Raw genomic sequence first — 15073 nt, forward strand, 5'->3', positions numbered from 1 at the left:
TATTGCTGCCGAATGTCTGTATCCCCGTTGCCCCTGCCGTATCTGTGACCGTATACCCCGTTGATGTCTGGGTGATTGTGTAGTTTGCACGAGGACCAGCCAATATCGGCGTGACCGGATCGATAGCGGGTGGTTGTACTGATATCTGTACTGGCACTGGAGCTAATGTTGTGTCCTGTCTACCACCACATGCAAAAAGTGCCAGTGTCAAACCCGCGGCAAATACATAATGTCTAATTTTCATGTCGATTTTTCAAGAATGAATATTTTTTTGTACGAACCACAAAATTCAATTTTGCTACAAGTAATGCTTTTTTAAGAGTAAGTGTTTATGGGGTTGAGTCGAAATAAGGGTAAAAAATAGCTCATAACACTTCTAGAACTTATTTCATCAATAGGGATGAGTGCGAGCAAGGCGCCCGAATTGGAACACTGGCTTCCTTTACGATTTCAGAGCGTTCCCCCATTTTCTCCCCCTCCAGATAATTGAAATCGTCGGTACAAATCCTTCTGCCATTTGACACTGACTTTGCAAAAGTATCTATTCTTGGCATCATGCCGTCAACCTTATTTCTTGATTTTTAATCACTACCAGCCGGGCAAAGCACATAGATCACAGATAGCTTGCCAAGCGTGGGTCGCAATCAACGCAATTTATCCAGTAAAGCGAATCAAAGTCCAGGGCAAATCAAGAGGCTGCCCAACAAGCCTTCCTGCCCGCCCAAGAAAAGACGGATAATACCGCCTACACGATTTTGAACACTATTTTTGAACTCCCCCATGGAAATTAAGGTTAACTTTCTCGATAAGCTTCGTCTTGAAGCCAAGTTCGATGATTTTACGGTGGTGGCTGATCAGCCTATCCGTTATAAGGGGGATGGTTCTGCGCTTGGTCCTTTTGATTATTTTTTGGCTTCATCTGCCTTGTGTGCGGCTTATTTTGTGAAGTTATATTGCAATACCCGCAATATCCCTACTGAACATATCCGGCTGTCGCAGAATAATATTGTTGATCCGGAAAACCGTTACCAGCAGATTTTCAAGATACAGGTCGAATTGCCTGCGGATATTTCTGCCAAAGACCGCGAAGGTATTTTGCGTTCCATCGACCGCTGCACGGTCAAAAAAGTCGTGCAGGCCGGGCCGGAATTTGTGATTGAAGAGGTCGAGAACCTGGATGCTGATGCACAGACTCTGTTGACCTTGAACCCGACTGCAGATGCGGCGACCTCTACAAAGCCGGGGTCAGGTCTATCATTACGACATTTTGGATTTGATTGTTGTGTCTGAAATATCCCCAAGCACAGCGACCAGCAAGATAAGTTTAAGCCTCCTGTACTGACTCCCCAAGGCAGCATAAAAGTTACCCGCATCTCTGCCAGCACCTCCTCATGCGATTTCAGGCCTGCTACTACCTGACCGTGTCGCAAAGCCTGCTCATCCTTTAGTTACCTGTCCGATAAAGAAAAGGAAGTCGTCGTCTGCTAAAATTCCCATTCCACTACGCCAAAGTAATCCAGCATTGCAGCAGACAGTACCGCAGCGGAATATATAACAAGAATAAATATCTACTTATTTGTATGCCTGGTCAAACCGCATCCAGTAATCTTATTTAGAACACTACTCGTCCAAACTGAACGAAACCAAATGAACTGGCTAAAGAAACTCTTAGGCGGCAAGGATTCCAGCAAAGAGGCGGAGGTAGTTCAACCAACAATGACAGCTACTCAGGCTGCTGCGCCGATATTTACTGCTGACCTCAAGGTCCAAGAAAATGCAAAACTTCAAGCGCAAGAAGCTTTGCGCTTTTCGAGGGAGATGTATCAGCATGAACTGGATTGGACCGATGCCAGTATCGTCCATATTGAAACCATGCTGGCGCAGTACCACGCAGCTTTACCGAATATGTTGCCGGATGATGACAAGGTACAGACATTTGCAAGAATGTTCGGCAGCTATGTTGGTGAAGTCTACCGTCGCAATCATGGGGCGACCTGGGGTGTGATTAGCTGGCAAGGTGAAGATATGCCCGGCCTGCAATGCGACGGCAGCAATAATTTCCTGTGGCCCTGGATGCGAGCATACAAGCGCATCAAGAACGGGCCAGAAGAGAATATCTGGCATTACTATCAAACCCAGCTACTGAAGCAGAATCGGGACAATAGCCAGGTGCCTTTTAATATCGGTCAGCGAGTGCGCCATGAGCGTTTTGGCATTGGTGAAATATTTGCCTATCATGAAGGAATAAAAATCTCATGTGCCTGGATACGATTTGAAAACGGTGAGAGCAAATTGATTGATTTGACTGTCGGCAAGGTAGAGGCGATTTTAGTACCATACAGTTGATCACTAAGCACAAAATCCTTGGAGAAAAAAGATCATGGAAAACTATCTCATTTCATTCCCCAGTGCTCCAATGCAGACATTCACATTTTGATCGATACCTTGTCGGAAAATGTAACTTGATTGACAGTCATTCATTAACCGATTAGCCTAGAATAAGTTGTAAAGCTTCTGCGGTGTTTCACGATTTTTTTATATCTGTAAAAATATTCAGTACGTACGCCGCAAAACGAGCAGGCAAGCCGCTTCCGAGAATTTTTTATGAGAAATGTATCCCGCAGTCGCTGTTTTATCCTTGCGGATTACATTACCTTAGGCGTCTCTCTCCTCATATCTTTATGCACTCAATCACTTCATACTCGAACGAAGTTCACAGGCGCCAAGTCGTTGATCTCTGGGAAACGGTCTTCGGCTACGAAACGGCGCACAACACGCCGAGCCTTGCTATCGACAAGAAGTTGGAAGCCAATGACGATCTGTTCTTCATCGCCCTTCTTGAAGGAGAGATCGTCGGCACCATCCTCGCCGGATACGACGGGCATCGCGGCTGGCTATACTCGGTGGCTGTGCATCCTTCACATCGACAAAGAGGCCTCGGCTCAGCGCTGGTCCGCCATGCAGAACAGGCGTTGACCATGCGGGGTTGCATGAAGATCAATCTTCAGATCATGAGCGACAATGAGAGTGTGGGCGGGTTCTACGAGTCACTGGGCTACACGGTCGAGAAGCGTGTCAGCATGGGGAAGCGCATCCCTGAAAATATCACCGGTACGTAGCAGTGTCACGCAAAATCTTTCGTGCACCTCGGCGCGCCAGCAACCCGACGCCTAACCCTTCCTTCAAGCGGACCTGCCTTCGGCAGGCCGCTTAAGTCAAACCTTGAACGGCAGGTATTAATTGGAGCGAACGTCTGCAATGAGTCGATTGCGGTCCTGCGCTACGCGACCAACTTTGTTCTTGAGCTTTCAACTGCTTGCATGGTGAAGCCAAGTCCGACCAACTTTACTGTGTCCAGTCACGGTACATTGCCCTTATCGCTAAGCACAAAATCCTTGAAGAAAAAAGATCATGGCAAAGTATCTCATTTCATTCCCCAGTGCTGCAATGATTATCCTCCGTCAGTACCCGTGGGCTAAAACCGCTTTTTCTCATTTCAAAGTAGTCACGGTTTCTCATATAAAGCCGCCACCTGCATGTATTGAACTGATCTAGCCTATAAATTCAACAATGCACTGGGTAGCGGCTGGATGGATTTCCGCAAGCTGTGGCTACGGCCATGAGTCAATCAGTTTTGGGATTCAAAGGCTTTCGTATGAAGTCACCAATTTGATACCAAGGGCAGCCATGACACCACCGGCAGTCCGGTCTATCCATGCCTTCCAGCACAGATACACATTTCGGGGGCCGGTCGAGGACAAAACCAGCGCTACAAGTGTGTACCAACCTGCCTCTATCAGAAAGACCAGAGACACAATGATGATCTTAAAAACGAAAGAAGCATCCGATGGCAAAAAAGCAGCAAATACGCTGGCAGAAACAATTGCTGTTTTGGGATTACTAAGTTGCGTGGTAAGGCCCAAGAGCAGAAATCGAGATGATACTGGGGCAAGTGAACTTGCCTGGATTTCAGCGACCTGTATAGTGCGGGCACCGAGCCAGATACGTATCCCAAGATAGATCAGATATAGACCACCTCCGACTTTTAACAGCAAGTACAACGACGGTACTGCAAGCAAGACGCCATGTAGCCCGAGTAAAGATGCGACCGAAAAAACCATCCCTCCCACACCCATCCCAAGTGCTGCCAAAAGGCCATTGAGTCGCCCCACGCTTGCTGCTGTGCGGGCAACCATGACAAAGCTGGGCCCTGGACTGACGATACCTATGGTCATTGTCGTGGCTATGCCAATCAGTTCGGGGAGATGTTGCATGGTCTGACTCCTTGTTGACGAATTAAATGAGATGTGACGTGAATGTCGTCGAAATCTTAGCTGCCACCTTTAAATAGTGGCATCGCTGGAGCGAGCGTCTGAACAGCGTCATCGGCACAGTACGGTTTGCAACCATGCTGGCCAATCTTCTAAGCAGTACGCCAAGTTTCCAGGTTTCAATCATGAGGTTTCACGAGTTTCTTTTGCATGAATACGCTGAGGGGATCATCGGCATATCCACCAAAGCGGCTGCAACGCTCATAGCCACAGTTCGCGTACAGGCCAAGTGCTTCAAGCTGGTATGGTCCGCTTTCCAATTTCATCATGCTGCAACCGGATGCAATAGCCGCTGCCTCCAAGGTGTGCAGTATTTTTTTCGCCAGTCCATATCCACGTTGCTGGGGGCGGACATACATGCGCTTGAGTTCTCCGTATTCTGCGGACAAAACCACGGCACCACATCCGACGGCCTGCTTCGCCTCGTCCCGTGCCACCACAAACAAAAGTCCCTGCTCTGCAACCGATGTCAGGTCCAGTGCATGGTGGCTTTCGGGCGGATAGAGCGCGCTTTGGTAGGCATCCAGCTCGGTGATCAGAGCGATGGCATCGGCTTGGTTGGGTGATTCAAAAGAAATATGCATGGTGCACCTTCAGGAAGTGAGTAATCCGGTATTGATAACCACGACATAGCGCGCAGGCTGCTTGCTGGGGTTCTGAAAAACAATGCGTTGATTCTCTTGCATTGCCAGACAATCGCCCGCTTGCAAGACATGGCGGTTGCCATCAACAACGAATTCCATACAGCCCTCCAGAACCCATACTTGCTGGTGGATGCCGACCTCGCGCAGTCCCGCCTCATAGGCCACTGTGGCACCAGCCGGAAAATCGATCTGGACAATCTGCAGGGGCGAACGGAAGTGGGGCGGCGAAATATTGCGCCGTGTGTAACCGGACTGCGGATCGGTCCACTGCAACTGCTCGGCCTGCCGCACTACTGGGCTGGCGTTTGGCTGCGGCGCTTCAAACAAGGACGCCAGCGTGACACCCAGCCCAAATGCCAATTTGTCTAGTACCACGGCAGTGGGACTGGTTTCGCAGCGTTCTATCAGCGAAATCATGGAGCGGCTGACATCACTCTTTTTTGCCAGCGCGTCCAGCGACAGCCCGCGTTCGGCGCGCAAGGATGTAATCCGGTCCGCGATGCGCTGGTTAATGTCTAACTGCTGATGGGGAGATGTGGTTTCTTTCATACTGGATGTATTTTCCAATATGTTGGATGTGGTGTCAAGCGACGTTGTAGCGTGTGACCGACCGTCGTCAAGGTCCTTAATCAAAAAATATCCCACACAAAGTCATGAGATGCTGTTTGACGCACATACCGGATTTGATTGATTGTTGTGTCTGAAACATTACCAAGCACTACCCGACAGTGAGACGGAGGTAGTGGGGCGAGGCGCCCATGACGTGATACGCGAGGCGAAGGAAGCGGGCGTCTACATTTTCGCCGGCGGTATTGATGAAACTGTAGCGCCCGTTCTGGCGTCGGCACAATGGTGCCGTCGCTGAGGGAGGCTACTCATGGGGACCTCCACTCAATGGTGGATTCACTGTACTAGAGCTTCCTACCAGCAAGGAGGCCATCGAGTGGGCCGCACGTATAGCGAAAGCGTGTTGCTGTACATTCAAATCAAGCATTTAGCGATGTAGGCCCGACCAACTTTCTTCTCTGTGATCAAAGTGACGCAAAAATTTTCCTTCAGTTTTTACGGAAGAATTGCATAAACGCATTCAGTGTCTGTTCAGGCGCTTCTTCTGGCAAATAGTGTCCACATGGCAGTGCACCACCGCTGACTGCGCCATCGACGGATTTTTCTCGCCAGGTCTTCAGCACATCATAGGTGTTGCCAACGACACCCTTGTTGCCCCACAAGACAAGCAAGGGTGACCGGATTTTCCTGTCCGCATCGGCGGCATCATGTTCCAGGTCAATGGATGCTGCGGCCCGATAATCTTCGCAGACTGCATGCAGGGTTTCGACAGTGTAGCAGCGACGATATTCCGCATAGGCTTGGGGCGTGATTGCGCCCGGCGTCTTGTTTTGCTTGCTTATGTGGTGTTCCAGATAAAATTCCAGATTGGAGCCTATCAGTTTTTCTGGTAAGGGTGCCGGTTGAATCAGGAAGAACCACCAGACGTAACGGCTTGCAAATGCCATGTTGGTGGATGCATACATGGTGGCAGTAGGGGCGATATCCAGGAGGGCAGCGCGTTCTATCACGTCTGGATGATCAAGCAACATACGGTGGACAACACGCCCGCCACGGTCGTGACCAGCTACCTGGAAGCTTGAAAAACCCAACTGCTGCATGACTTCAACCTGGTCAAGCGCCATGAGCCGCTTCGAATACCCTATGTGATTTTCACCGCCTTCTGGTTTGCCAGAATCACCATATCCGCGCAGGTCGGTAAGTACCACCGTAAAATGCTGCGCCAATGCCGGCGCGATTTTGTGCCAGCAGGCCAGTGTTTGTGGATGACCGTGGAGCAGCAGAAGTGCAGGGCCTTGGCCACCCACAAGTGCTTGGATAGTGGTACCGCTTGTTTTAAGCGTGCAGCTCTTGAAGCCAGGGAACATCATGGCTGTTGCTGATTCTTGTGAAGATACTGATGCATTCGCAGGGTATAAGCTGGATGTTTTTTCCACCGGGTATCCTTTACTGGGTAATGAAAGCGTTGCTGCCGATACTGCACCGACCAGCAGACTTCTTCTGCGGTTATCGATTTTACTCGCTTCAGGCTTTGCTTTTACGGCGGTCGGTTGTATTGTGTTTTCAAGTTCTGACATGGCAGTCTCCTGGATTTTTCTCATTTGCTTTAATTAAAAATTTTCATCAATATCGTCGCCATGACGATCATTGATGCACCGCCGATGCGGGTGGAAATTTGCGCAAAAGGCATCATCTCCATGCGATTGGAGGCAGACAGGATAGCCACGTCACCCGTTCCGCCAAGCCCACTATGGCATGCAGTGACGATTGCTGATTCAACCGGATACATTTTCATCAGAAAGCCAATGCCAAACCCACTTGCGACCATCGCCAAAACGATGGAAGCGCAGACCACGAAATATGAAAAGCTGAGGGCATTGACCATCTGGTTCCACGGAACAAATAATGTCCCCAGCCCCACCAATATCGCAAATGTCAGATTGCTCGTCATGAACCGGTACATCTGGTAAGCGCCAAGTTCCATATTCGCTGGCATGATCTTGCTGAGCTTGACCAGGGCAGCAGCGATGATCATCAGGACAGGACCAGGGATGCCGGTCACTGGTGCCAGTAACGAACCCAAAATAAAGAATGCGCAGGTCAGCAACAGGCCAGCCCCCATCAGGCTGATGTTGAGTGGCGCTTCGTTCTGTCTGGCGAGTAATTCCTGGTCATTGCCGCCCCGTACCAGGATGCCATTACCGCTCAATTGCGGACGCTTCTTGCCAAACCAGCTCAGGGCACCGGCCAATAAAATTGCCACCACGTTGCCGATCAGCGCAGCTGGGATAAGGGTGGCGACAATTTGTGCTTGTGGTGTTACCGTGATTTCTGAATAAGCAATGGATAAGGGAAGAATGCCTTCACCAATTCCGCCGCCAAGAATGGGAATGATGATGTAGAAGAAGACATGTTTCATTTCATAACCCAACAACATGCCGACGACCAAACCTGCACCGACTGCGGCAACGGTACCGACCAGCAGCGGAATGAACATGCGCATGAAACCCTGAATCAGTACCTTGTGGCTCATGCCAAGTATGCTGCCGACGACCAGGCAGGCAATGTAAAGATATTGAAGGTTTGCTGTCTTCATTGCTGTCGCGAGCGCCTTGTGCATATCCTGGTCAAACAGATTGTAGCCAAGCAGTGCTGAAGGCACGAACAGGCAGAGGATGGCTGATCCACCTATGTGTTTAATTACCGGAATTCTGTTGCCCAGGTCGCCGAGCAAGAAGCCCGATAACATCATGACTGCCAAACCACCTATCAAGTCATTCGGTAAACGGTGATTGATGGCGGCGGCGATAGTGATTGCCGCCAATACGATATACACCGGCAGCGGTAGTGGCCCGATACGGATCGCCATCGACTTGTTCCAAAAGCCTGATACCACTGGTTCACCAGGAAAAGCTGTTTCTATATGCATTTTTGTCTCCATTATTTTTAATATCGCGCCGGATGACTATCTGGTCATGTCGTCTGCCTGGGGCTATTTACGTTTTTTACGTCAGGCTGTTTCTGGTCTTGTTTGCCAGATTTTTTAGCCATGGGCGTTGCTGCCAATGGCTGGTTGCAAAGTCCTGAATTTGTTCTTGCATGGTCAGTGTTGCGCCCACCATATCCAGACCTTCGAGGAACATGCGACGATGACGCTCAGATAGTGAGAATGAAGCTGTCAGGCTTTTACTGTGTACCGTCATGGTCTCGACATCGATCTGGACATGCTTGTCTGAAGGGCTGGTGACATCAGTAAGAAGCAAGTCAATATCAGTCTGTGCAAGTGCCACCAGCATGAGCTTGTTGTTCATCGCGTTGGAATAGAATATTTCTCCAAAGCTGGGGGCAATGACTGCTTCGATTCCATACTGTTGCAGGCCCCAGACCGCATGTTCGCGGCTGGAACCACAACCGAAATTGGGGCCGCCTACCAATATTCTTGTGCCAGCGTATTCAGCCCGGTTAAGTACACATTCAGGGCGAATATTTCCATTCAGGTCAAAGCGCATATCGTAGAGCAGCCCTTTGGCCAAACCTGCCTTGTCGATTCTCAGCAGGAATTGCTTGGGCATGATTTGATCAGTGTCCAGGTTGGCGACCGGCAAGGGTGCGGCAACACCTTCGATTCGGGTTTGAACAATCATGCTTGAACTCCTAATTTGCGTACATCAGTAATGTGGCCGGTCACAGCGGCCGCCGCGGCCATTGCCGGGCTCATGAGGTGGGTAATGGCACCACGACCCTGGCGGCCTTCAAAATTACGGTTGGTGGTAGACGCACAGCGTTGACCCGGACTCAATACATCGTCATTCATGGCCAGGCACATGGAGCAACCTGGCTGGCGCCATTCAAACCCGGCATCAATGAAAAGCCTGGCAAGACCTTCAGCTTCTGCCTGCCGGCGGACTTCGCCAGACCCTGGCACGATCATGGCGCGAACGGAAGGGGCAACATAGCGTCCTTTGATAACCTCGGCGACAGCACGCAAGTCTTCGATGCGCGCATTGGTACAAGATCCAATAAAGACAAAGTCCACTGGCAAGCCTTCCACGCTTTCGCCAGCACGCAAACCGGTGTAATGAAGCGCACGTTCCATGCTGTGATGCAGGGTGTTGCTGGTGTCCGTCGGCATTTCCGGGATGCGAGCTGTGATTGGAATTGCCTGGTCCGGGCTGGTACCCCAGGTGACATAGGGCTCTACTTCGTTCGCATCAAAATGCAGCTCAAGGTCGAAGCAGGCATCCTCGTCGCTATATAAATCGGCCCAGTCCGCTTGTGCCATGGCCAGCATATCGCCCACCATGTCAGGGCAATGTGCCTTCACATACTCAATGGTCGTGGCATCAGGTGCGATGAGTGCGCCGCGGGCACCAGCTTCGACAGCCATATTGCAAAGGGTCATGCGCGCTTCCATTGACAGCGACGTTATCGCTTCTCCATAGAATTCAACAACATAACCCCGTGCGCCCTGCGCGCCAATTTGCCCAATGATCAGCAAGATCAGGTCTTTCGCCGTCGTGCCTGCGGGCAAGCGGCCTGCGACATGTATGCGCATGTCTTGTGCAAGGCGATAGACCAGTGTTTGTGTGGCCAGGACATGTTCTACTTCAGAAGTACCAATCCCAAAGCCCAGAGCGCCAAAGGCACCATAGGTGGTGGTATGGCTATCGCCACAAAGTATCACCATGCCGGGTCTGACCATACCAAGTTCGGGGGTGATGACATGCTCGATACCCTGGAAGCGGTCATTGGTATCAAACAAGGGGATGCCATGGAAATCGCAATTGCGCTTCAGGTTTGACGCCTGCAATGCAGAATTTGGCTCATTAATTGTTCGAATTGCCAGCGGATGGGTGGGAATAATGTGATCGACCACAGCAACATTTTGGCCAGGCTGGGCAGCTTTTCTGCCTGCATGGGCTAGCCCTGCAAATGCCTGGGGACTGGTGTATTCATTCATAATGTGCAGATCCGCATAGAGCAGCACGTTCTGTTCGTCAAGGCGGGCCACCGTATGGGTTTCCGCCAGCTTTTGATATAGGGTTTTTGCTGTCGTTGGCAATTCAGTCATTCAAGTCTCCAGTAAGTTGAATGCGGATGTAACTCTTCTGGGGGATAAGTTAATTTATTGCGAATTGATTTACAATGGCTTGAAAATTAAACTGTCTTTAACTTAAACGCAAAAATGAGCTCTGTATCTGATGTCGCTTTCTTCATGGAAATTGTGAAAGCCGGGACGCTCTCGGGTGCCGCGCAGGAACTTGGCGTATCCACTGCCGCCGTGAGCAGGCGACTGGCTAATCTGGAAGCGCGCCTCAGCATACGCTTGCTGAACCGGACCACCAGACGGGCTGTTGTGACGCCCGAGGGCGAGTTATATCTGGCTGAGGGCCAAAAAATCCTGGCGGCACTTGAAGAGCTGGAGCTACGCCTTTCAAGCAGCAAGGCTGTCCCTAAAGGGCTGCTGCGCGTTAATGCCAGCTTTGGTTTTGGCAGGCAATTCATTGCACCCGCAATAGCAGGTTTCGTGGAAGTCTACCCGGATGTTGAGGTGCAAATGCAGTTGACAGACAGACCCGTCAATCTGTCCGATGATGGCTTTGATGTCTGCATACGATTTGGTGAAGTCCCTGACGCCAGGATCACCTCAAAAAAAATCGCCAGTAACCGACGCCTCTTGTGTGCGTCACCCATCTATCTTGAACGCCACGGCATACCGCTGACGCCGACTGATCTGCAACGCCACCGCTGTATCATCATTCGGGAAAGTGATGAGACTTATGGCACCTGGCATCTGCATAATGCGAGTACACAGGCAACGGTAAAGGTTCGTGGTACGGTGTCGACCAATGACGGCGAATCAGCAGTTAGTTGGGCATTGCAGGGGCAGGGCATATTGCTGCGCTCAGACTGGAATGTTGCCCCCTATTTGCAATCTGGGCGGCTTCGTGAAGTGTTAAGCGACTGGAAACTCCCCAATGCGGACATTCACGCTGTTTATCCAATGAAGAACAACCTTTCTGCCAAGGTGCTGGCATTTGTGAGCCACCTGGAAAAATATTTCAGGCAATATCGCTCGCAGGACGGCGTCAATACTGCATGGTAGAGGAGGTCGAATGGGCGGGTGATATCAACTGCACCACGAACGCGCCGCTCAACAAGCTTTGCTGCCCGCCCACGCCAGAAAAGACGGATAATACCGCCTACGCGATTTTGAACACTATTTTGGAACTCCCCCCATGGAAATTAAGGTTAACTTTCTCGATAAGCTTCGTCTTGAAGCCAAGTTCGATGATTTTACGGTGGTGGCTGACCAGCCTATCCGTTATAAGGGGGATGGTTCGGCACCTGGTCCTTTTGATTACTTTTTGGCTTCGTCGGCCTTGTGTGCGGCTTATTTTGTGAAGTTGTATTGCAATACCCGCAATATCCCTACTGAGCATATCCGGCTGTCGCAGAATAATATTGTTGATCCGGAAAACCGTTACGCGCAAATTTTCAAGATACAGGTCGAGTTGCCTGCGGATATTTCTGCCAAAGACCGCGAAGGTATTTTGCGTTCCATCGACCGCTGCACGGTCAAAAAAGTCGTGCAGGCCGGGCCGGAATTTGTGATTGAAGAGGTCGAGAATCTGGATGCCGATGCGCAGGCCTTGTTGACCTTGAACCCGACCGCGGATGCGGCGACCTCTACATCTACCTACATCCTGGGCAAGGATTTGCCCTTGGAGCAAACCATCGCCAATATGTCCGGCTTGCTGGCGGGTCTGGGTATCAAGATTGAAATTGCTTCGTGGCGTAATCTGATTCCGAATGTGTGGTCGCTGCATATCCGCGATGCGCACTCGCCCATGTGTTTTACCAACGGCAAGGGCGCAACCAAGGAAAGCGCGTTGGCGTCTGCCCTGGGTGAGTATATCGAGCGCCTGAGTTGCAACCATTTTTATGCGGGTTCGTTCTGGGGCGAAGATATTGCCAATGCGGCGTTTGTGCATTACCCGGAAGAGCGCTGGTTCAAGCCTGGCAAAAAAGATGCGCTGCCTAAGGGCATATTGGATGAGTATTGTCTGGAGATTTATGACCCCGATGGCGAGCTGCGCGGCTCTCACTTGGTCGATACCAATTCTGGCAATGCAGAGCGCGGCATTTGTTCGCTGCCTTATGTACGGCAGTCAGATGGCGAGGTCGTGTATTTTCCATCCAACCTGATCGAAAACCTGTTCGCCAGCAATGGCATGAGTGCCGGTAATACACTGGCCGAAGCGCAGGTGCAATGTCTGTCCGAAATTTTTGAACGTGCCGTCAAACGCGAAATTCTGGAAGGTGAAATGGCCTTGCCGGATGTGCCGCAAGAAGTGCTGGCGAAATACCCTGGCATTCTGGCCGGCATACAGGTGCTGGAAGAGCAGGGCTTCCCGGTGCTGGTGAAAGATGCGTCGCTGGGCGGTGTTTACCCAGTGATGTGCGTCACCTTGATGAACCCGCGCACAGGCGGTGTGTTTGCCTCTTTCGGCGCGCATCCCAGTTTAGAGGTGGCGCTGGAACGTAGCCTGACGGAATTGCTGCAAGGCCGCAGTTTTGAAGGACTGAATGATTTGCCTCAGCCAACCTTTGTCAGTAATGCGGTGACTGAGCCAAATAACTTTGTTGAACATTTCATCGATTCCAGCGGTGTGGTGTCATGGCGCTTTTTCAGTGCCAAATCAGATTTTGATTTTGTTGAATGGGATTTCTCAGGCCAGGGTGAAAACTCCAATGTGGATGAAGCCGCAACTTTGTTCGGCATACTCAAGGAAATGGGTAACGAAGTCTACGTAGCGGTGTATGACCAGTTAGGTGCAACGGCTTGCCGTATTCTGGTGCCGGGTTATTCTGAAGTTTATCCGGTTGAAGATTTGATCTGGGATAACACCAACAAGGCCTTGTTGTTCCGCACTGATATCTTGAATTTGCATACGCTGGATGATGGGCAACTGGAAGACCTGCTCGATAGACTGGAGAATAATGAACTCGACGAGTACAGCGACATCGCCACTCTGATAGGCATAGAATTTGACGAGAACACGGTCTGGGGCCAGCTCACCGTCGTGGAATTGAAGCTGCTGATCAATCTCGCCTTGCAGCAGTTTGAAGAGGCGAAAGAGCTGGTCGAAACCTTCCTGCAATACAACGACAACACGGTTGAGCGCGGCTTGTTTTATCAGGCACTGAATGTAGTGCTGGAAGTGACACTGGATGACGAGTTGGAACTGGATGATTATGTGGTCAATTTCCGCCGCATGTTTGGCAACCCGCGCATGGATGCGGTAATCGGATCAGTGGATGGCAGCGTGCGCTTCTATGGCCTGACGCCAGCGAGCATGAAACTGGAGGGGCTAGACAGGCACCAGCGCTTGATCGACAGCTACAAAAAATTGCATATGGCGCGGTCGAAGGTGGCAGTAAGTGGGCCGTAACTTTGTTGCGGAAGTGTAGGGCATCTGGCCGGTGAACCAGGGCAAGATATGGCAAGGTCAATGCTGATGCTTGCGATAGCGGGGCTATCGCAAGCATTTGCAACGCAGCCGTAGTCGACGCGTATGAGAAAGGTACGCTGCTTTCAACTGTTACCGTTCACCAGATTCAGTAAAGCTGATGAGTTATGACTGGATTGCAATTGTTATTGAACAGGATTTGCGCAAAATCTCTGGCTGTGTTGTAGCACCTGGTCGTACTATTCGTAGCGTTTTTGTTGTTATGTTAGCGCCGGGGGGGCAGGGTTTCAGAAAGCATGTTGTCTGTCGACGAAACGAAGTGAAGATAATTATATCGGCGAAGAAAAATACACGCTTTTCCTCGCGCTACTTTGTGAGTGTCATCATTTGTAAGTTTTGTGTAACAAAAAAATCAATTTGTTTCTGACAGATTTGTCATAAATAGCCGGAGCGCTAATACCACTTACTTTTTTGTGCAAAATTTTGTCTGATCCAGGATCGACGTGTACATCTTGCGGCCATTTTTTGTCACCAGATATGATGGGTATTGCTAGCGGCAATGGCGCATCATCACTAACGTCGTATTTGTATCACCTGTAATACATTAGCTCTTTTATTTCTCCATTTTATTTGCGGGCAATCCCCACTGCTCACCCCCTTCATGGTTGCCATGATGGCAAATGAATTTCTGTCAGAAATATGTCCCCATCCCGGTTGTCGCATTGAACGAAAAAGAAGCCTGCGTCCTGGTACTTCAATGGCTATTCATCATTGAAAAATTAAGTCTAAGAAATGGAAAAGATTCCATTTCACGTCATCACTTTGCGTTCGGCGTCGTCATTGAATGATGCTGGAACTGACCAAATCTGTCAGTTCATTGACAAAAATTGAGATGAGCCACGCCTCATTTCAGGGCGACTTTAATTCACTTCTGGTACGTTGCACGTCTGCTTTTACAGGCTTGCAAGCCGTGTGGCGACTGGGTACTGTGGCGCTTCGATAAACAAAGATACCTAACCTTACTTCAATTTTTTGAATTCGTCGCATTACACGCGGC

Annotated in this window: 12 protein-coding genes and 1 pseudogene; 5 read left to right on the forward strand and 8 right to left on the reverse strand. The window is 50.2% G+C overall.

The genetic code is table 11. The features are described from left to right. On the reverse strand, nucleotides 1-244 hold a 244-nt coding region (locus AC1RVX_RS24840; RefSeq protein ID WP_493219259.1), incomplete at its 3' end, for a hypothetical protein. Between the two features lie 536 nt (nucleotides 245-780). Between AC1RVX_RS24840 and AC1RVX_RS24845 the strand changes: the two are divergent. The 3 genes and pseudogenes from AC1RVX_RS24845 to AC1RVX_RS24855 all read left to right on the forward strand — a co-directional run. Beyond that, nucleotides 781-1230 (forward strand): annotated as a pseudogene (locus AC1RVX_RS24845) (OsmC family protein); the annotation flags it as partial. 417 nt (nucleotides 1231-1647) lie between these two features. Next, complete coding sequence (locus AC1RVX_RS24850) at nucleotides 1648-2346, forward strand: hypothetical protein (protein ID WP_493219260.1); 699 nt, start codon at nucleotides 1648-1650, stop codon at nucleotides 2344-2346. Between the two features lie 335 nt (nucleotides 2347-2681). Further along, nucleotides 2682-3119: a GNAT family acetyltransferase gene (locus AC1RVX_RS24855; RefSeq protein WP_493219261.1), complete on the forward strand. Its 438-nt coding sequence runs from the start codon at nucleotides 2682-2684 to the stop codon at nucleotides 3117-3119. 522 nt (nucleotides 3120-3641) lie between these two features. On the opposite strand, the gene AC1RVX_RS24860 is transcribed toward AC1RVX_RS24855, so the two are convergent. From AC1RVX_RS24860 to leuC, 7 genes are all read right to left on the reverse strand, one after another. Continuing rightward, a complete protein-coding gene (locus AC1RVX_RS24860; RefSeq protein WP_493219262.1) occupies nucleotides 3642-4274 on the reverse strand; it encodes a LysE family translocator in 633 nt (210 codons plus the stop codon). A 176-nt stretch (nucleotides 4275-4450) separates the two neighbouring features. Continuing rightward, nucleotides 4451-4915 (reverse strand): GNAT family N-acetyltransferase, encoded by a 465-nt coding sequence (locus tag AC1RVX_RS24865; protein ID WP_493219263.1) that lies wholly within the window; start codon nucleotides 4913-4915, stop codon nucleotides 4451-4453. A gap of 9 nt (nucleotides 4916-4924) precedes the next feature. Beyond that, nucleotides 4925-5524, reverse strand: coding sequence for a helix-turn-helix domain-containing protein (locus tag AC1RVX_RS24870; protein WP_493219264.1), 600 nt, complete (start codon nucleotides 5522-5524; stop codon nucleotides 4925-4927). Between the two features lie 506 nt (nucleotides 5525-6030). Then, nucleotides 6031-7119, reverse strand: a complete 1089-nt coding sequence (locus AC1RVX_RS24875) for an alpha/beta fold hydrolase (RefSeq protein WP_493219265.1) — start codon at nucleotides 7117-7119, stop codon at nucleotides 6031-6033. A 29-nt stretch (nucleotides 7120-7148) separates the two neighbouring features. Further along, nucleotides 7149-8471, reverse strand: a complete 1323-nt coding sequence (locus AC1RVX_RS24880) for a 2-hydroxycarboxylate transporter family protein (RefSeq protein ID WP_493219266.1) — start codon at nucleotides 8469-8471, stop codon at nucleotides 7149-7151. A gap of 76 nt (nucleotides 8472-8547) precedes the next feature. Next, complete coding sequence (leuD, locus tag AC1RVX_RS24885) at nucleotides 8548-9186, reverse strand: 3-isopropylmalate dehydratase small subunit (RefSeq protein WP_493219267.1); 639 nt, start codon at nucleotides 9184-9186, stop codon at nucleotides 8548-8550. Then, complete coding sequence (gene leuC, locus AC1RVX_RS24890; RefSeq protein WP_493219268.1) at nucleotides 9183-10613, reverse strand: 3-isopropylmalate dehydratase large subunit; 1431 nt, start codon at nucleotides 10611-10613, stop codon at nucleotides 9183-9185. The genes leuD and leuC overlap by 4 nt, the downstream gene beginning before the upstream one ends. Nucleotides 10614-10727: 114 nt before the next feature. Here leuC and AC1RVX_RS24895 point away from each other — a divergent pair, with 114 nt between their 5' ends. Together AC1RVX_RS24895 and AC1RVX_RS24900 are read left to right on the forward strand one after the other, a co-directional pair. Next, entirely contained in the window at nucleotides 10728-11648 is a 921-nt protein-coding gene (locus AC1RVX_RS24895) for a LysR family transcriptional regulator (RefSeq protein ID WP_493219269.1), read from the forward strand. A 133-nt stretch (nucleotides 11649-11781) separates the two neighbouring features. Continuing rightward, nucleotides 11782-13998 carry an OsmC domain/YcaO domain-containing protein gene (locus AC1RVX_RS24900; protein WP_493219270.1) on the forward strand — a complete coding sequence of 739 codons (2217 nt, stop codon included), beginning with the start codon at nucleotides 11782-11784 and terminating at the stop codon, nucleotides 13996-13998. The last annotated feature ends 1075 nt before the right edge of the window (nucleotides 13999-15073 follow it).

This window comes from Undibacterium sp. GW821-FHT11B02 (assembly GCF_058808955.1).